The organism is Archangium violaceum (assembly GCF_016887565.1).
GTDB lineage: Bacteria > Myxococcota > Myxococcia > Myxococcales > Myxococcaceae > Archangium > Archangium violaceum_B.
The window spans coordinates 2,288,031-2,306,056 of the sequence record NZ_CP069396.1 but is presented as its reverse complement, the minus strand read 5'-3'; the positions used below and the strand labels follow the sequence as shown (position 1 = coordinate 2,306,056).

Genomic DNA, 18,026 nt, shown 5'->3' with positions numbered 1-18,026 from the left:
CCCGCGAAATGCCGCGCGAGAACGGTTATTCCCCTGTCATGGACGATTCACAGCGGCACCTGCGTCTGGCGGGAGTCATCCGGCTGGCACTCGGCGGCGGCCGGGGGCCGACGGATGCGTACGTCTTCGACCCGCACCGGCTGGCACTGCCCGCGTGGGCCTGCGCGCTCGGGGAGGACGGACCGGCGGCGCTGCTGGTGACGCTGGACCGGCACCTGGACCTGGTGATGCCGATGGCGCCCAGGGCGGTACCGGATCGCTCCGCGGGGCTGAGGGCCCTGGACGAGCACGCGCGGTGGGCCCTGGACGTGCGCAACTACGACCACGTGCTGGCGGCGATGGAGGCCGGACTGGTGGGGGACGCCCTGGTGATTGCACGGGGACGGCCCCGGGGGACCTACGCCGGAGACATCTACGTGGACACGCGCGGGCGCTCGCACCGGCTGGTGGTGGTGCCCACGGTGGACCGGGCGGCGGAGGCCTTCAACGCGCCCGCCCCTGGAGACGCGGTGCGCGAGGTGCTGGAGGCGGCCGAGCGGGTGCTGCTGGACGTGGACCTGGACTGCTTCACCAGCCTGAGCGACGCGGACCCGACGACGGTGCTGCCCTGGCCCCGAGGTGTCATCCGTGAGTACCTCCTGCCACCGGACTCGGAGTCCTTCTGGGAGGCGGTGCTGGGCAGGTGCGTCGCCCTGACGCTGGCCAGGGAGCCGCACCACTGTGGCGGGCTGCTGGCCTCTGGAGAGCTGTTCCGGGACGTGGCGGAGGTGCTCTTCCGGGAGTTGCTGGGGACAGATCCGCCTTAATCCCGACTTCCCTGCTAGCATCCGGTTACCCGAGGAGCATCCAGGCAGGCCCTGCTCCGCGTCTCCATCCCCCCGCCACGTCTCCCTCCTGGGAGAATGGCCCCGCCTCATGAACGGCTCCCCCCCGCAGACCGTCCCCCCTGACCTGCTCCGACGAATCTTCCTCGTCGTGTCGGCGTGGCTCGCGCCCTCGGCGCCCATCTCCGCCTACCTCGTCGGGTTGTCGCTGGGGTTGTCGACCCAGGACATCCTCTGGGCCATCCTCCACCTGCTGCCCCCCGCGTTCCTGGTGGCCGGCGTGCTCCTGACCTGGACGGGCATGTCCGTGATGCTCCACCGGAACTTCAGCCCGCTTCCCGGCGAGCCCCCCCAGGAGCGGCTCATCCGCCTGCAGATGCTTCCCTGGAAGCTCTCGTTCGTGGGGACGCAGGTGGCCTACCTCGTGGGCGGTGCCCTCTTCACCATTCCCCTGGTGCTTCGGTTCCACAAGAGCCCCATGCACGTGGGAATCGGCCTGCTGGTGGCCGCCACCTTCTCCCAGTCCCTCACCCTGCCCGTGGGCATCAAGCTCGAGAAGATGCTGATGCCCTACGTGGTCGAGGAGCAGAACCGCGTGCGGGTGCGCGCCCTCGGTCGAGGGGCCTTCTGGCCCCGGCAGCGCTGGTACCTGCCCTACGCGTTCGCCGCCACCCTCACGAGCACCGTGGTCCTCACGGGGCTGGTGGTCGTCCTCCAGACGCTCGAGCTGCGCGACTCCGAGACGCGCGCCATCCTCGCCGACCCGACCCTCTCCCACGACCAGGCCCAGCTGATCGCCGCGAGGCTCCAGGGCTTCAGCAACACCCTGCTCTCGTCGATGGGGCCGCCCCTGCTGACGCTGGGGGCCTTCATCCTGCTGGTGCCCTCGCTCACCGCCTGGCTGCTGGCGCGCCGGCAGGTACGGGCGGCGACGGCGGTGCAGGAGGCCATCGAGGCGCTGGCCCACGGCAAGCCCATCCCCCCCGCGTGGGCCTCCACCGACGAGATGGGAGACCTGGCGGCGGGCGTGGTCGAGGTCCTGGAGGGGCTCCAGGAGATTCCCACCCGCCTGCATGCCTCGGCCAGCCTGCTGCTATCGGCGGGCACGGCGCTCGGCTCGGCGAGCCACCAGCAACGCCAGCACCTGACCGAACAGGCCGCCGTGCTCCAGCAGGCCCAGCTCACGTCGGAGGAGATCCGCACCACCTCCGAGCTGGCGTCCTTCAAGGCCGAGACCGTGCTGCGCGTGGCCGGCCACGCGGAGCAGCTGGGGCGCTATGGCGAGGAGTCCCTGGAGCGGACCCTGACGGGGCTGAGCACCATCGGAGACTTCGTGGACGGCATCCGCGGCAAGGTGCTGCGGCTGCACGAGAGCGCCACGCAGATCGCCAACATCGCCGTCACGGTGAAGGACCTGGCCGACCAGTCCCACCTGCTGGCACTCAACGCCTCCATCGAGGCCGCGCACGCGGGAGACCAGGGCACGGGCTTCGCCGTGGTGGCCAGTGAGATCCGCAAGCTGGCCGATCAATCCATCCGGGAGACGTCCCTCATCCGCAAGAGCCTGCTGGACATCGGCACCGCCATCCGGGACGTGGTCTCCATGAGCGAGCAGGGCGCCCTGCAGGTCGCGGGCGGACTGGAGATGGTGCGCTCGTCCGGGGAGAACCTGCGCGAGATGTCGCTCATCATCCAGGAGAACGCCGCGGCCGTGCGGCAGATCGCCAGCGCCGTGAACCAGCAGAACACGGGCATCTCGCACATCTTCAACGCCATCGCCCACCTGTCGTCCGGGATGGACGAGACGATGAAGCGTCTGGACACGACGCTGCAGGCCACCGAGACGCTCCAGGCCGTCACCCGGGAGGTGACGGAGATCGCCCGCAGGTACCAGCTCAAGCGTCAGGATCCCCCGGCGTGAGCAGGGAGTCGTCGCTCTACGCCGAGCTGCTCGGACCGGACTGGGAGGCACTGACGCCCCTGCTGCGCCGCATGCACCTCGAGGGACACGCCGCCGGACACTTCACCATCCGCCGGGGCCGGGGCGTGCTGTGCGCGCTGATCGGCTGGCTGTGCCGGTTCCCCGCGGCCGGAGAGAACGTGCCCACCCGCCTCGTCGTCCGGCGGGAGGGCGCGGGCCAGTGCTGGGAGCGCACCTTCGGCGCTCATGCGCTCGCCACCACGCAGCGCGCCTGGGACGGGGGCCTGCTCGCGGAGCGGCTCGGCCCCATGGAGTGCGTCTTCCGACTGCGCGCCGAGGGTCGGAGCCTCTTCTACGAACAGGTGGGAGCCTGGCTCTGTCTCGGCCCCTGGCGCCTGCCCGTCCCCCGGCTGTTCTCCCCGCGCATCGAGGCGGAGACCGTCGAGGCCGCCACGGGCATGCGCGTCCACGTGCGCATCGGCTCGGCCCTGGTGGGCGCGTTGCTGTCGTACGAGGGCCTCGTCATCCCCGAGGAGGAGTCCCCATGAGCACCGCGCTGTGGTTGCTCGCCATCCAGGGCACGCTGGGGGCGTTCGACACGCTCTACTACCACGAGTGGCGTGCACGGCTTCCCGCGCGAGTCCCGGGCACCCGCCCCGAGCTGATGCTGCACGCCGCGCGCGACTTCCTCTACGCGCTCCTCTTCGGCAGCCTGCCCTGGCTGGCGTGGCGAGGGGCCTGGGCGGCCGTCCTCGCGCTCGTCGTCGCGACGGAGATCGTCATCACGCTCGCCGACTTCGTGGTCGAGGACCGGGTGCGCCAGCCGCTCGGGGGCGTCTTTCCCGGCGAGCGGTGCACACACGCGGTGATGGCCATCCTCTACGGCGCGGTGCTCGCCCACCTCGTGCCCGAGGTGCTCGCATGGTGGCACCTGCCCACGGGCCTGGTGCTGGCACCCGCGCCCATCCCCGAGTCGCTGCGCCTCGTGCTCGGCCTCATGGCGGTGGGCGTGTTCGGCTCGGGGCTGAGGGACCTGTACGCCGCGCTCCAGCTTCCGGGGGGAGGCTGGCCGTGGCCCGTGGAGGAGGTCCGGGCACCATGAAACGGCGTGCACTGCATCGCGGGGTGTTCGCCGCCGCGGCCCTCTACAACATCTTCTGGGGCCTCTACGCGGCGGTGGATCCGCAGTGGCTCTTCCGCTTCGCGGGCATGCCGCCGCTGAACCAGCCCGCCCTCTTCTCCTGCCTGGGCATGGTCATCGGAGTCTACGGCCTCCTCTACGCCGAGGTGGCGCGGCGGCCGGAGCACGGCTTCGCGCTGGCGGCGGTGGGGCTGCTGGGCAAGGTGCTGGGACCGATCGGGCTCGCGCTCCTCATCCTCCAGGGCGAGTGGCCCCGGGCGACGCTGGTGCTCTGCCTCACCAATGACTTCATCTGGTGGGTGCCCTTCTCCCTCTACCTGTGGGACGCGTGGCCCCACTACCGCCGCACCTTCAGTCCCGCCTGAGACAGCGCTTCCAGAGCGCCACCTTGCCCCACTGGCGCTGGAGGCAGAAGCCCGCCGAGCGCAGCGAGTCCTCACCCACCGCCCCGCCATCCACGAGCGCGTGGGAGAACCGCGCGTCCGCGAGCCGCTCCTGGAGCTCGGCCTCGGGACGCCCGTACCCCACGAACAGCGGCACGTCGCGGTGCAGGTAGAAGCGGCCACCCGTGTTCCACTCGGGGGGACCGGCGATGACGAGCCCGGTGAGCGACGGGTCCCTGCCCGCGGCGACGGTGGCGTCGAGCACACCCGCGCGCAGCCCGACCGGGAACAGCACGGTGGCCGCCGCCACGGAGGAGAGCACGTACAGGCCCCCAAGCAGCCCCAGCACTCCGCGCCGGCCCGACAACCGGGCGAGATCTCCCGATGCGGGCCCGGCGGCGATGGCCACGAAGAGGGGGAGCAGCGGCACCAGGAAGCGCGCCTCCTTGTGTCCCAGGGCGCTCACCACCACGAGGTAGAACGTGAAGGCCCCCACGACGACGTCTCGCCGGGCCAGCCCGCGCACGAAGTGCCAGACGAGCAGCAGGGGCGCCATGCCGGCCAGGATGGGCGCGTACCACCACCACGGCCGCTGGCCGAACTGGGACGCCGAGGAACCGCTGGAGATGTTGAACTGGAAGTAGCGCCAGGCGGAGTGCCAGGGCGAGCCCCAGGTGAGCCAGTCGAGCACCCCGAGCCCCAACAGCACCCCGCCCACGCCCACCGAGAAGCCCACGAGCGAGCGCCAGCGCCGGGCCCCCAACAGGCTCGCGGCGAGGGGCACCCCGAAGACGGCCGAGGGGTAGCGGATGACGAAGGCCACGCCCAGCAGCACGCCGCTCCATAGCCCCTCGCGCCATCCGTCCCGGTCCCGCGCACGTTGCGTCCAGAGGAGCGCGCCCAGCAGGGGCACCGCGCTCAGCGCATCCCCGATCGGCCGCGCGGCGTAGAGGAGGAATCCGCCCCAGGTGACGTGGATGCATGCGGCCAGCAGCGCCGCCTCGCGACCGTCCCGCTCCTCCACGAGCCGGAACAGCGCCCACGTCCCCAGGGCCTGGACCGCCGCGCACGCGCACCACACGACCGCCGCCAGGGCCCACGGGTGCTCGAGCCCCACGGCCCCGCACAGCGCGAGCAGTCCCCCCAGCACCCCGGGCACCGCCGGGTTGCGCAGGCCGTCCACCCACTCCCAGGCGACCACGTTGTACCCGAAGGCCAGCCCATGGGCCGGCTCCAGGAACTGGAAGACCTCGTCCGGGTGCACCCGGCCGCGTGCGAGCGCCGCCACTCCGACCGCGAGGAACGCCCCCACCGCGGCGAGCCACGAGGACCGGGTCAGGAACCTAGATGGGAGCATCCAGGAACCCCGGCCGGAACTCCGTCACCTGCCCTCCGCTGAAGGAGAAGCGTCCGCCGAAATCGGGCCGGTCGTCGTTGATGACGTACCCGAAGTCGAACCGGAACGGGAAGGTGTTGAACTGGGGGAAGAGCAGCCGCACACCCACGCCCACCGAGTGCACGAAGCTCGGGCGCCGGTCGAACGCCGAGCCCGTGTCGTAGAACAGCACGCCGCCCAGGTGCACCGTGTAGAGGATGAGCGGCCGGGTGCGGTACTCCACGTTGACCAGCACCATGCGCTTGCCCGAGTACGCCTCCGGCAGCGCGCCCCGCAGCCCGTTGCCGCCTCCAAGCAGCAGTACGCGCTCGTTCAGGTCATCGATGTTCACGTCCAGCAGCCCCCGGACCACGAAGCGCCCGCCGAGCACCTTCGGGGACACCTGCTGCGCCTCCACGGCCCAGCGGCGGTTGACCCAGGTCCCCTGCCCTTCTCCTCCGAGGAGCCGGCGGACGGACGCGGCGGCGGCCACCGAGGAGAGCGCATCCCCCAGGCGGACACGGTAGCGGGCGGTGAGGCCCAGCTCGGCGAAGTTCCCCGCATCGGCCAGCAGCGCGGGCGCGTAGCGCGCCGTGGCGGTGACGTAGTGCCCCACCTGGAAGTCCTCGGAGAGCGCATACGAGTCCACGTCGCGCATCACCTCATAGCGGGTCTCCCAGAAGCGCGCGTAGCCGAGCACGTAGGTGGCGTCCTCGCTGCGAGGCAGGAGCGTCTGCTGGAACCACGTGCGCCGGGCCTCGTCGAGCCCGGAGCTCTCGGGAGCCCCATAGCGCCGGTGGTACGCGCCCACTCCCCCACCCGCGTCCAGCTTGTACCGCGAGCCCCACGAGCGCAGGTACAGTGCGTTGCCGCTGAGCTCGCGCGCATCGTAGATGTAGGGCACCGTGCCGCCCTCGGGGTACGGCAGCTGCCACACGTCGGCGCCGCGGAAGACGCGCACGGGCTGCACGCGCCACACCACCTGCGTCTGGAAGCTCCACGGCGTGTCCAGGGAGAAGAAGGGCCGGTTCAACAGCACGCTCCCCTTGGAGCCCTCGAGCCCGCTGCCCTCGCGCCCGAAGATGAGCGCGGCCGACTCGTTGAGGGACCAGCGGCTGCCACCCAGGCGCGGGTCCAGATACGTCTGCCCGAGGCTCACCGAGTCGCGGCGCAGCAGGAAGTCCACCGCCAGCTTCTTGTTGAGCCCGAGGAAGTTCTGCTCGGTGGCCTGCAGGCGCAGCGACTGCACCAGCGAGCCCACCAGCTGGATGTCCTGGTTGAGCCGCAGCGACCACAGGTCCTTGGTGATGATGAGCAGCGACACCGCGTCCGGAGTGGAGCCCCGCACCGGCACCACGCGCACCACCGCGAAGATGCCCAGCTTGCGCAGGTTGCGCGCCGTCTCCAGGGCGAGCTCCGCGGACCAGGGCGCCCCCGGCTCCAGGAGCACCTCGCGCCGGATGACCTCCTCGCGGGTGCGCGCGTGGAACACGTTGAGCAGCAACGGGTACGGGTCGCTCGAGGCGACGACGTCCTCGGAGGCCACCAGCACCGCCTCCAGACGCTTGCCCTCGGGCTCGGGCTCGACCGGGTGACCATGTTGGGCCAGACCCCACTGCACGAGCTCATCCTCGTAACCCTGGACGGGCGGTGGAGCGGGGTCGGCCGCCAGCAGGGGGGCGACGATCAGTGCGAGCCAGGCGAGCGACACGGGGGCCCATCCTGTCACGCCCCCAGGGCCAGGGAATACGGTAGTGAACAGCTCCTGACTGATCGGAAAGACTGGGGCTTTCCCATCCAGGGTCGGAAGCGGGAGACTCCCGTCTTTACGAGAGATGGACCCCGTAGAGTCCGGACGCAACGTGAAGATTCTCCTGATAGAGGACAACGAGGACATCCGCGAGGGCCTGACCGACCTGCTCGAGAGCGAAGGCTATTCGGTTGCTGGCAGCGGCTCGGCGGAGGAGGGACTGGACCGTCTGCGGGCGGAGTCCTTCCATCTCGTCATCACCGACTACATGCTGCCTGGCGAGAACGGCGGGTGGCTGCTGGAGCAGGCGGCGCGAGAGCAGCGGCTGCACGACACGGGCGCGGTGATGATCACCGCCCACCCGAGGGTGCGGCCTCCGGCGGGTGTCCGGCTGGTGCACAAGCCGCTGGACATCGACGACTTCCTGCGGGTGGTGAGCGAGTCGATTCCCCTGCTACGCGTGGCCAACGGGTAGCGGCGCCGCGCGCAGGTCTCCGGGACGGGGGGACGGCAACTTCTCTCCCCGGGCGATGGCCGCCACGATGCACGCGAGCTGATCCACCCCATCCGTGAGCGCCGCCGGCCCCGGCTGGAGGATGAACGAGCTCTTCACCTCGTAGAGCTGGTCGTCCACCACCGCCCTCACCCGCTCCCAGCCCGGTCGCGTGACGATCTTGTCACGCTTCGCCTTGCGGCCACACCAGCTCGCGATGACGCCCTCGGGGTCGCGCCGGGCCACCTCGGCCGGGTCGAAGATGCGGCCCTTGGCGCCCTGGTGCTCGCGCGACTCGCGGCACACGTCCTCGCCGCCCACCAGCTCCACCAGCTCCGAGCACCAGCGGATGCCGGAGATGAGCGGCTCGTGCCACTCCTCGAAGAAGACGCGAGGCCGGCGAGGCAGCCGCTCGGCGGCCTCGGCGTGCCGCGCGAGGTTGGCCTCCAGGGTGTCCGCCAGCTTCTCGGCGGCCTCGGCCCGGCCCACCAGCGCGCCCACCACGCGCACCGTCTGCAATATCTCCGCGAGCGAGCGCTGGTTGAAGAGCACCACCGGCACCCCGCGCTTGCACAGCTCGCGGCCCAGGTCCGCCTGCAGGTCCGAGAAGCCCAGCACCAGGTCCGGCTTCAGCTCGAGGATGCGCTCGAAGTTGGCGTCCAGGAAGGAGCTGACGCGCGGCTTCTTGCGCGCCTCGGGAGGCCGGACGGTGAAACCGGAGACCCCCACCACGAGGTCCCCCGCGCCGATGCGGTAGAGCGTCTCCGTCGTCTCCTCGGTCATGCAGACGATGCGCTGGGGGTAGCGCGGCGCGGAGGAGAGCAGGGCCTTCAAGCGGTCGGTCATGGGGCGCAGTGTAAGGCTTCGGCCTCGCTGGAATGGCGTGTGGAATCACACGGGGGTGGGCTTCCTTCCGCCGCGTCTTCGGACGATGCTCTCCCCTGGCCCGATGACTTCCGTACGTACGACCTCCGCGACCTGGCTGACCCTTCTCCTGCTGGTGGTGTCCCTGACCGCCTGTGGCGGCCACAGCACGAAGCAGCAGCGCCAGCAGAACGGAGAGAGTCGGACGGACGAGGCCACCGTGCTGCTCAACGAGGCGGAGCAGGCGCTGCGCAGCCTGGACGCTGAGAGCGCCGAGCCCAAGCTGGCCAAGGCCCGGGAGCTGCTCGCGCACCCGGATGTCGACCTCTCGCCCGAGGGGGAGATGTGCCGCTCGCAGCTCGCGCAGCTCCAGGCGTTCGTGCCGCGGGTGCGCGAGGAGCGGGTGAAGCGGGCGAACCGGTCCGTCGAGGAGAAGGCGCGCAAGGAACTCGAGGCCGCGGTGGAGAAGCAGCGCGACGCGGTCGTGGAGGCCATGTTCGCGGTCACCGAGTCGCTCGACGCGCTCGAGGGCAAGGACGCCGGGGCCGCTCAGGTGACGGCGGTGCGCGAGGCCATCAAGCGTACCCGGGAGCAGTTGCAGACGGGCAAGGAGCTGGAGGCGAAGGACGCGGACTACGCGGCCTCCGCGCGGAACACCGAGCGGCGCCTGGAGCAGTCGGAGGCGCGGTTGCGGATCGCCCAGCGGGTGATTGATTTCATCTCCGGGCCGCTCACCGGCAGCCAGGAAGTGCCCGAGCTGGAGAAGAAGGCCCGGAAGGAGAAGGACCTGGACACCCGGCTGTCGCTCTACAAGGACATGCGCGAGCGCTTCCAACGCTGCGGAGAGGAAGCGGAGAAGCTGCTCACGGAGGTTCCCGAGCTCGCGCGGAGCACGGTCCCGGTCCAGGGCCGGCCGATGGCGATCAAGGCCGTCGCCACCCGGTGCGACATGAAGGAGAAGTCCATCCAGCGCGTGGTGTTGAAGCTGGAGAAGGCCCAGGTGAAGCGGGACAAGCTCCGGGCGAAGCTGGAGAAGGCCAGGGAGGCCCGCGAGAAGCTCAAGGCAGCTCGCGAAGCCAAGCTCGAGAAGGCCAAGGCGGCTCGCGAAGCCAAGCTCGAGAAGGCCAAGGCGGCTCGCGAAGCCAAGCTCGAGAAGGCCAAGGCGGCTCGCGAGGCCAAGCTCGAGAAGGCCAAGAAGGCCCGGGAGGCGGCTCGCGAGAAGGCACTCGCGCGCAAGAAGCGGTAGGCAGGCATGTCGCTTCGTCCCACGGAAGCCCGCGCCGCTCGGCATCCATGGCGGCATCACAGGAGCGCCCTGGCGCTGACTCTCCTGGTGTTGCTGACGGGCTGCGTGACGGGCGCACCTCTCGATACGGGAGGGGGTGGCCCGGGCCCGGCCTCGATTCCACCCCAGCTGGTGCAGGGCCGGCTGGTCGAGCTGGATGCCTTCGAAGCGCTGCTCCTTGGGGCGGGGTTGAATGATTCCTCCCTGCTGCCTCCGCGAGAGGCGGACTTCACGCCCGAGGACGCCGCCGAGCTCCACGATGTGCTGCTGTCCCGTCCTGTCACGCTCGCCCGCTTCGGCCCACGGCTGGCGGCCTCGTACCTCCTGCGCGAAGTCATGGAGGGAGAGGAGGAACTGCCGCGCTCCACCCTGCTGGCACGCGTGGAACGATTCGCGGGTCTGGCGGTCTTGCGCCCCGACGGCTATCTGGCCTGGGCGCTGAATGGACAGGCCCAGCAGCGCGTGGGGCAGATTGTATTGAAGGAAGGCGCATTGAGCGCCGGCCCCTTCGAGGTGGGCCGCTTCTACAGTGGCCGCGGCGGTGTCTTCCTGAAGGTGGACGAGCACCTCCAGCCCGTCCGTACCGCACCACCGCTGGCCGAGGTGTACAGCGACGCGGATGTCATCAACCGCACCCTCGACGGAGCGGAAGACGCTTTCCGCGACACGGTGCTGGCGATGGGCGGGCTGGTGTTCCACCCGGGAGACAGCCTCGCGGCGCTCTCACAGCTCCCGCAGGGAGTGGCGGCGCTCATCCTCCGTTCCCCGGAGTACCTCGAGCGCTTCCAGTTGATGACGCGTGGAGAGCAGATCCGCACACTCTCACGGCTGACCGTCACCGTGCTGGCCACCTATGGCACCGCCGCTGGCACCACTCGGACGGTTGCCACGGCAGGCCGAGGCCTGGAATTCCTCTCCATGCCCGCGCTGTCGCTGTCGGCGGATGGCGCACTGATGTTCCAGCGGGCGGCCATTCCAGCGGGGCGAGCCATCACCGCACTGGGCGGTGGGCCCGGTGCCGCCATCGTCCTGCACATGGCCAACCAGTCGATCCAAGGGCCGGGTAAAGGCGCGGGCTCATCCGCGCAGGCCCAAGGCCCTGGACAGTGGAGCCCAGTGAAGGAGTCGATGAGCCGGCGCGCGGCGCGTTACCAGGAACAGATCTCCGGCCACCCCGTGGACCAGTCGTACATCGTCAAAGGTGTGCGTTTCGACGGTTACAAGAACGGTGTGCTGCTGGAGGCCAAAGGTCGCGGCTACGCCAACAAGTTCCTCGGCAATCTGACTCCCCAATTGTGGTTTGCCAACAAGGGAGCCCGCAGCATGGTTGACCAGGTACAACGCCAGTCAAAAGCCGCCAATGGAATCCCCATCCACTGGCACGTGGCGGAAACCAAAGCCGCCGAGGCCATCCGACTGCTCTTGAGGAGGGCCAGCGTGCAGGGAATTGACGTCATCCACACACCGGCTCTCCCCTAAAGGAGAAAATACGTGGTCGAGACGTACTATGCAGGCGCCTATTGGCGCCTTCGGAAAGAATCCCCAGAAGAGTGTAGCCGACGCGCGGAAGCTTTTTTCAAAGCCCTTGCCCCAATCGATCCCACCTTCGCTCAATGGTTCAAGCAGGGCAGATCACGAAAGGAAGCACTCAAACATCGCATCGAGCTGGACCCTGTCACGCTGGAGAAGATGTTCCGGCGCGGGAAGGACAGGACGTTCGAGGATCTCGGCTTCCGCATCAGCGGCTGGAACGGAGAGAGCAACGACCAGGATGCCTGCGGCTTCTACATCACGTGTGGCGGCTACGCGGAGGAAGTCGGCAATCTCTGCTTGCTCCACCTGCCCAACGGGAGTGGACCCAATTCGCAGAGAGTGCTGACAGCGCCCGTGCTGACTGGCCTGGTGCGTGCCATGGCTGTGGCCTGGGACCCGGACGATGCTGTCGCCATGTCCGACCAACACCGTAACCTCATCCCAGACCCCCCACCCGATGCACTGGTCGGCTGGGTGACCTACCTCTCGCGCCGCCGGGGCACGGTGCCCCCACTGCCCGCCCCGGTCCACATCGAGCGGGTGGAGGACAAGGGCACGCTCATCGTCCTCACCCCCGAACGATTCACCGCGAGCAACCCCGAGCATGTCGCCCTGGCCGAGCGTGTACGCGAGCTGCTCGACCGGGCCGGACTGCTCGACGCCCTCCGCGCCCGCTGACGCAGTGCACCAATTCCAAGCGCGTGAGAGCCATCCGGTAGGACGCAGCGCGTCAGGCAAGGACTCCCCAGGTGAACCTGTCCGGCAGGTGACGTATCTCCGCCCGCGCCGTATTCTCGGGCCCCGCAGCGCGCCATCCCGGCAGCCCCGGACTTTTCGGACAACGCGTGTCTGGTGCTAGCATCCGGTACAAGTCACATCTTGCACCGCCCCACACCCGGCGGGCCGCGGGGGAGCTCATGGTACAAAGCGGCGCCCAGGCGCAGAGCGCACCGGCCGACGTCGGAGATCCCCTCATCGGCCGGGTCCTCAACGACAAGTTCCGTATCCTGGAGGCACTCGGCTCGGGCGGCATGGGCCGGGTCTACAAGGCCGTGCAGGCCCCCCTGGACCGGCTGGTCGCCCTCAAGGTGCTCAACCCCCAGTACAGCGAAGGCAAGGACCCCGGCTTCCAGAAGCGCTTCTTCCTGGAGGCGGCCGTCACCGCCAAGCTGCGCCACCCCAACACCGTCACCATCATCGACTACGGCAAGTCGGATGACGGCGTGCTGTACATCGCCATGGAGTACCTCGAGGGGCAGACGCTGGCGCAGCTCCTCACCCAGGTGGGGCCCCTGCCGTGGATGCGCGTGCTGAACATCGTCGCGCAGGTGGCGCGCTCGCTGCGCGAGGCCCACCGCGTTGGCCTCATCCACCGCGACCTCAAGCCCGCCAACATCATGGTCCTCAACCAGGAGGACGACCATGATGTGGTGAAGGTGCTCGACTTCGGCCTGGTGAAGTCCTTCCTGCCCGACCGGGGCCGGCCCGACGAGTCCGAGCTCACCCAGGCCGGTGTCATCCTCGGCTCGCCGCAGTACATGGCGCCCGAGCAGGCGCGCAACGTGTCCGACCCGCGCAGCGATGTGTACTCGCTGGGCGTGGTGATGTTCCAGATGCTGATGGGGCGCCCCCCCTTCCAGGCGGCGCAGAGCATCGACGTCATCTTCAAGCACATCAACGAGGCCCCGCCCACCTTCGCCTCCATCTGGCCCGCCAACTCCGTGCCCCAGGAGGTGGAGGCCCTGGTGATGCGGTGCATCTGCAAGCGCCCCGATGAGCGCTTCCAGTCCATGGACGAAGTGCTGGAGGCCGTCCGCCGCGCCGCCTCGTCCGCGGGCTTCAGCGGGGCCTTCTCCAACCCGCGCATCATCACCGGCTCCACGCCCATTCCCGTCACCGGCAGCGGTCCCATCTCGGGCCCGCAGACCGGTCCCCTGCCCGGCCCCGCCTCCACCGGCGCGAGCACCGTGGCCCTGGACATCGCCGTGGAGGAGCCCGCGAAGCCAGCGGCCCGGCGCACGCTGTCCCTGGCCCTCTTCAGTGGCTCGCTGCTGCTCGGCCTCGGCGTGGCCGCGGTGGTGGCCCTGCGCTCCACCGCGCCCCAGCCCTCCCCTACCCCAGCGCCCGAGCCCGTCGCCGCGACGGCCCCGGCGAAGCAGGCCACTCCAGCGCCCGAGCCCGAAATCATCCCCGCGCCCCTGGTGCCGCCGCAGCCCGCGGCCCAGCCCGCCGCCGCGGAGGCCGCTCCGACCGAGGCCGCCCAGCCCACCCCCATCCGCATGCTGATCGCCAGCGAGCCCGGTGGCGCGAGGGTGCTGTACGAGGGCCGCATGCTGGGTGAGACGCCCGTGGAGCTGATGGTGCCCCCGGGCGCGGATGGACGCGCGAGCGCCCGGCTCACCTTCGTGCTGGAGGGCTACCAGCGCCTCACCACCATCGCCGAGGGCGAGGGGCCGGTGATCCGCTTCAACCAGAAGCTGAAGAAGAAGTCCGCGTCCCGCACCTCGACGGACAGGGACTCCGCCGGGTACAAGGACGACCCCTACTGAGATTGTGATGAACCCGACCGCCTTGAAGCGAGCGGGCGCCCTCGCGCTGGTGCTGTACGCGGGGACTGCCCTCGGTGACGCGCGCCTGGAGGCCCGCCGTCATTTCCGTAACGGCATGAGCCTCATCGCCCAGGGGAAGTACGACCAGGGCATCGCCGAGTTGCAGGAAGCGTACGCCATCAAGCCCCACCCCAACGTCCTCTACAACATCGCCCGCGCCTACCAGCACGCGGGCCGGGTGCCCGAGGCGGTGGACTTCTACAGGCGCTACCTCGCCACCAACCCGCCGGACTCGGCGCCGGTGCAGTCCGCGCTGGCGAGCCTCGAGGAGAAGCTGCGCGCCAGCGAGGCGACGGCGTCCGACGAGCCGGGGAATAAGTCCGGGCTGCCCCCCATGCCTCCCCCGCCCGGCTCCGAGGCGGCGAAGTCCCTGGCGGTGCTGGTCGAGCGGCTGGAGAAGGCCATCGCCCGCGCCGAGTCCCTGCCCGCCGCGCCCGCCTCGCAGCAGGCCGCTCCGGGTACCACCGGGGCCGAGGGCACCGGCTCCGCGGTCGCGGCCTCCGACGAGGACGACGGCGCGGTGCCCTACGAGGAGCGCGTGGTGACGGCCAGCCGCCGCGCGCAGTCCTCGCTGGAGGCGCCCAACGCCACCACCGTCATCACCGCCGAGGACATCCGCCTCTCCGGCGCCACCACCCTGCCGGAGCTGCTGCGCCGCGTGCCGGGCGCGGAAGTGATGATGATGGGCCAGGGCAGCGCCAACCTGTCGCTGCGCGGCTTCAACCAGCGCATCGCCAACAAGGTGCTGGTGCTGGTGGACGGCCGCACCGAGTACCAGGACTTCCTGGGCATGACCATCTGGTCGGCCATCCCCGTGGAGCTGGAGGACATCGAGCGCATCGAGGTCATCCGTGGCCCGGGCAGCGCGCTGTACGGCGCCAACGCGATGCTGGGCGTGGTCAACATCATCACCCGCGCCCCGGGCACCGGCCCGCGCGCGCGCTTCCAGGGCCAGCTCGGCAACGGCAACGCCGCGGGCGGCAGCTTCGTGAGCCACGGCGGCACGGGCGCGCTGCGCTACCGCGCCTCGGCGGCCTACTCCCAGGCGGACAAGTGGAGCCGCGACTTCGCGGACGGCCGGCCCGACATGGTCGTGACGGATCCCCAGCCCGACCTGGCCCTGCGCAGCGCGCGCGGCACCCTGTCCACCGTCTACCAGTTCGCCTCGGGTGGCGAGCTGGGCCTGTCCGGCGGCGTCAATCGCCTCTACACCGAGGCCTACCCCCTGGGCCTGCTGCGCAACTACTACCTGGATGGGGTGAGCGCCTTCACCAAGGCGGACGCGGGCCTGGGCCCGCTCAAGGTGAAGGCCTTCTGGAACCACATGTCGGCGGACGTGGGGCCGCAGTACGAGGCCCAGGGGCAGCGCTCGCTGGCCACGCGCGTCACCTCCAACCTCTTCAACGGCGAGGTGCTCTTCAGCAAGGGCTTCCAGCTGCTGGGGGAGCACCAGGTGAACCTGGGCGTGGAGGGCCGCCTCAAGCGCGTGGCCTGGAACTACCTCGGCCCGCTGCGCCAGGAGTTCCACGCCGCGGCCTTCGTCCAGGACGAGTGGCGCATCGCCAGGCCCTTCCGCGTGCTGGCCTCCTACCGCGTGGACCGGCACCCGCTGCTCGACGGTGGCAAGCCGGGCCTGGCCCACTCGCCGCGCGTGTCCGCCCTCTTCATGCCCCTCGAGGGGCACGCCTTCCGCGCCAGCGCCGCCTCGGCCTTCCGCGAGCCCACGTTCCTCGAGAGCTACACGGGCCTGCGCATCCCCCTGCCCGGCGTCAACGGCGCCAGCGCGCTCACCAGCGGCAACATGGCGCTCAAGCCGGAGCGGCTCCTGGCCTTCGAGCTGGGCTACCGCGGCGAGGCCCCCGCGCTCGGCATGGACTGGGACGTGGCGCTCTATCAGAACACGGTGAGGGACCTCATCGACCTGTCCGCCGTGGAGCGGCTGCCGGCGGGCGAGTCCTGGGACGCGGCCACGGGTACCTACCTGCTGGGCCGCTCCTTCTTCCAGAACGACGCGGCCGTCTACACCGCTCGCGGCGCCGAGGCCGGCGTGACGCTGGCCCCGGTGGATGGTCTGGGCATCAAGGCCAGCGCCGCCTTCCAGCAGGTGGCGGCCGAGGGCGAGGAGGGCCTGTGCGGCCCCTGCAGCCAGGCGCCCCGGTTCAAGCTGTATGGCGGCGTCACCTACCGCACGCGCTCGGCACTGGAGCTGGGCGTGGACGCGGCGTGGACGTCCTCCACCACCTGGGTGGAGCGCGAGCCCGCGGCGCAGGACCCCACGAGCATCGAGGCCCTGGCCAACCCGCTGCCCGCCCACGCCATCATCAATGCCCGCGTGGGCTACACGCCGGTGAAGGACCGGGTGTCCGTGGCGCTGGTGGGCTCCAACCTGGGCCCCGCGCACGCCCAGCATCCCTTCGGCAACCGCGTCGAGCGCCGCGTGCTCGCCATCCTGACGGTGACCCCATGAGCTCCTTCCGCCAGAAGACGCTGACGGGCCTGGCCCTCGCGTCCCTGCTCGCCCTCGGCTGCGAGCCCCCGCCCGTGCTGCCCACCGCGGACCGCCGCCAGAACCAGCAGCTCTCGCGCATCGAGGGCAGCGTGGTGGTGCAGAGCCGCGCCCGCGGCAACGCCATCGTCCTGCTCTACGACGCCGACCGCCCGCCTCCGCCCCAGGGCTCGGGCCGCCCGCTGACCTTCACCGTCATTCCCGCCGAGCGCCTCTTCGGGCCGGCCATGGCGGACACGGCCAGCTCCGGCCCCTTCACCGCGCCCTTCTCCCTGAGCCTGGTGGGGCCCGGGCGCTACGTGCTGCGCGGCTTCATCGACGCGGACACGTGCCGCACCGGCGCGCAACCCTGCCATGGCTCGGACTTCATCCCCTGGTACACCGTCACCGGCGAGCCCAACGCCGGAGACGTGGGCGGCGCCGCGGTGGATGCCGCCACCCAGGACCCGCGCGTGGTGGAGCTGGCCGCGGGCCCGGACGGCACCCTCCAGGCCGCCACCGGCGTCACCGTGAGCTTCAGCGACCTGGCCCGTATCCCCACGGACCGGCCCGCCTTCCAGGTCATGAGCGAGCCCCGCTTCGACCCGACGCTCGGCCCCAAGCGGCTGGACCTCAAGCCCCTGCCGCTCCAGGAGGGCGTGGTGGACCAACGGCCCGCCGCCTTCCACCTGCACTACGTGGACAGCGACAAGAACAGCGTCGCCGACGACACCAACAAAGACGGCCAGCCGGACCTCTGGCCGCGCGTGCTGGTGCGCAAGCTGGCCGACGGCGAGAACCTCACCGGCGCGGCGATGCTCGCCGACGAGAACGACCTCGACCGCAACGGGGTCCTCGATGACCAGGGCGCGGACTACCCCCGGGCCGATGGGACGGTCGACGGACTGCCGGACCAGGTGGTGCTCGGCGCGGCGCTGGAGCCGGACGCCGCGGCCCAGGACGCCCTGCGCTCCCAGAGCCTGGGGACCGCAGTACCGGTGACTTCACTCCGGGTGGTGGTGGCCCCCAGGGCCTATGACGCGCGCGACCCGCTCCACCCCCCGGTGCCCCTCAAGTCGGTGCCTCGCGGACGCTACGCCGTCACGCTCGTCCAGTTCACCGGGCAGACGTGGCGCGTGCCCAACGAGCTGTCCCCGGCCGTGGCCCCCGCGCTCGGGCTGCCCTCCGTGGGCAGCCAGTCCTTCGTGATCGAAGTGCCGTGAAAACGGCTCATCCCAGCAGAACGAAAATCTCCTGATTCGAAGCCTGCGCCGCTTTGACTTCAAGCGGTGGGTCGTCCAACATACCCGCTGTCGAATCCGGACAGCGCGCGGGGGGGGACAGTGCAGGGAGACTCTCCAAT

At 70.6% G+C, this 18,026-nt stretch carries 15 protein-coding genes; 12 read left to right on the top strand and 3 right to left on the bottom strand.

The features are described 5' to 3' along the window. Positions 1 to 38 precede the first annotated feature (38 nt). From JRI60_RS09705 to JRI60_RS09685, 5 genes are all read left to right on the top strand, one after another. Positions 39 to 806 carry a UPF0489 family protein gene (locus JRI60_RS09705; RefSeq protein WP_204225561.1) on the top strand — a complete coding sequence of 256 codons (768 nt, stop codon included), beginning with the start codon at positions 39 to 41 and terminating at the stop codon, positions 804 to 806. Between the two features lie 109 nt (positions 807 to 915). Beyond that, positions 916 to 2,745 (top strand): methyl-accepting chemotaxis protein, encoded by a 1,830-nt coding sequence (locus JRI60_RS09700; protein ID WP_204225560.1) that lies wholly within the window; start codon positions 916 to 918, stop codon positions 2,743 to 2,745. Then, complete coding sequence (locus tag JRI60_RS09695) at positions 2,742 to 3,293, top strand: DUF4166 domain-containing protein (RefSeq protein ID WP_204225559.1); 552 nt, start codon at positions 2,742 to 2,744, stop codon at positions 3,291 to 3,293. Before JRI60_RS09700 ends, JRI60_RS09695 begins: the two co-directional genes overlap by 4 nt. Then, entirely contained in the window at positions 3,290 to 3,847 is a 558-nt protein-coding gene (locus JRI60_RS09690) for a hypothetical protein (protein WP_204225558.1), read from the top strand. The genes JRI60_RS09695 and JRI60_RS09690 overlap by 4 nt, the downstream gene beginning before the upstream one ends. After that, positions 3,844 to 4,251, top strand: a complete 408-nt coding sequence (locus JRI60_RS09685; protein WP_204225557.1) for a hypothetical protein — start codon at positions 3,844 to 3,846, stop codon at positions 4,249 to 4,251. The genes JRI60_RS09690 and JRI60_RS09685 overlap by 4 nt, the downstream gene beginning before the upstream one ends. Here the strand turns inward: JRI60_RS09685 and JRI60_RS09680 are convergent. Together JRI60_RS09680 and JRI60_RS09675 are read right to left on the bottom strand one after the other, a co-directional pair. Next, on the bottom strand, positions 4,238 to 5,626 hold the full coding sequence (locus JRI60_RS09680; RefSeq protein WP_204225556.1) for a glycosyltransferase family 39 protein: 1,389 nt from the start codon (positions 5,624 to 5,626) through the stop codon (positions 4,238 to 4,240). The two genes, JRI60_RS09685 and JRI60_RS09680, sit on opposite strands and share 14 nt — an antisense overlap. Beyond that, positions 5,613 to 7,355, bottom strand: coding sequence for a BamA/TamA family outer membrane protein (locus JRI60_RS09675; protein WP_204225555.1), 1,743 nt, complete (start codon positions 7,353 to 7,355; stop codon positions 5,613 to 5,615). The genes JRI60_RS09680 and JRI60_RS09675 overlap by 14 nt, the downstream gene beginning before the upstream one ends. 151 nt (positions 7,356 to 7,506) lie before the next feature. On the opposite strand from JRI60_RS09675, the gene JRI60_RS09670 reads away from it, so the two are divergent. Then, positions 7,507 to 7,869 (top strand): response regulator, encoded by a 363-nt coding sequence (locus JRI60_RS09670; RefSeq protein WP_239470436.1) that lies wholly within the window; start codon positions 7,507 to 7,509, stop codon positions 7,867 to 7,869. Here JRI60_RS09670 and JRI60_RS09665 read toward each other — a convergent pair. Beyond that, the gene (locus JRI60_RS09665; protein ID WP_204225554.1) at positions 7,849 to 8,733 is read right to left on the bottom strand and encodes a cobalamin-binding protein; all 885 of its coding nucleotides are present in this window, start codon (positions 8,731 to 8,733) and stop codon (positions 7,849 to 7,851) included. The two genes, JRI60_RS09670 and JRI60_RS09665, sit on opposite strands and share 21 nt — an antisense overlap. A 103-nt stretch (positions 8,734 to 8,836) precedes the next feature. Here JRI60_RS09665 and JRI60_RS09660 point away from each other — a divergent pair, with 103 nt between their 5' ends. From JRI60_RS09660 to JRI60_RS09635, 6 genes are all read left to right on the top strand, one after another. Then, positions 8,837 to 9,997: a hypothetical protein gene (locus JRI60_RS09660; RefSeq protein ID WP_204225553.1), complete on the top strand. Its 1,161-nt coding sequence runs from the start codon at positions 8,837 to 8,839 to the stop codon at positions 9,995 to 9,997. Positions 9,998 to 10,003: 6 nt separating this feature from the next. Beyond that, complete coding sequence (locus JRI60_RS09655) at positions 10,004 to 11,515, top strand: Tox-REase-5 domain-containing protein (protein WP_204225552.1); 1,512 nt, start codon at positions 10,004 to 10,006, stop codon at positions 11,513 to 11,515. A 12-nt stretch (positions 11,516 to 11,527) separates the two neighbouring features. Further along, entirely contained in the window at positions 11,528 to 12,247 is a 720-nt protein-coding gene (locus JRI60_RS09650; RefSeq protein ID WP_204225551.1) for an immunity 52 family protein, read from the top strand. Between the two features lie 239 nt (positions 12,248 to 12,486). Beyond that, positions 12,487 to 14,118, top strand: coding sequence for a serine/threonine protein kinase (locus JRI60_RS09645; RefSeq protein ID WP_204225550.1), 1,632 nt, complete (start codon positions 12,487 to 12,489; stop codon positions 14,116 to 14,118). A gap of 7 nt (positions 14,119 to 14,125) precedes the next feature. Further along, positions 14,126 to 16,645, top strand: coding sequence for a TonB-dependent receptor plug domain-containing protein (locus JRI60_RS09640; protein ID WP_204225549.1), 2,520 nt, complete (start codon positions 14,126 to 14,128; stop codon positions 16,643 to 16,645). Continuing rightward, the gene (locus JRI60_RS09635; protein WP_204225548.1) at positions 16,642 to 17,886 is read left to right on the top strand and encodes a hypothetical protein; all 1,245 of its coding nucleotides are present in this window, start codon (positions 16,642 to 16,644) and stop codon (positions 17,884 to 17,886) included. Before JRI60_RS09640 ends, JRI60_RS09635 begins: the two co-directional genes overlap by 4 nt. Positions 17,887 to 18,026: the final 140 nt, after the last annotated feature.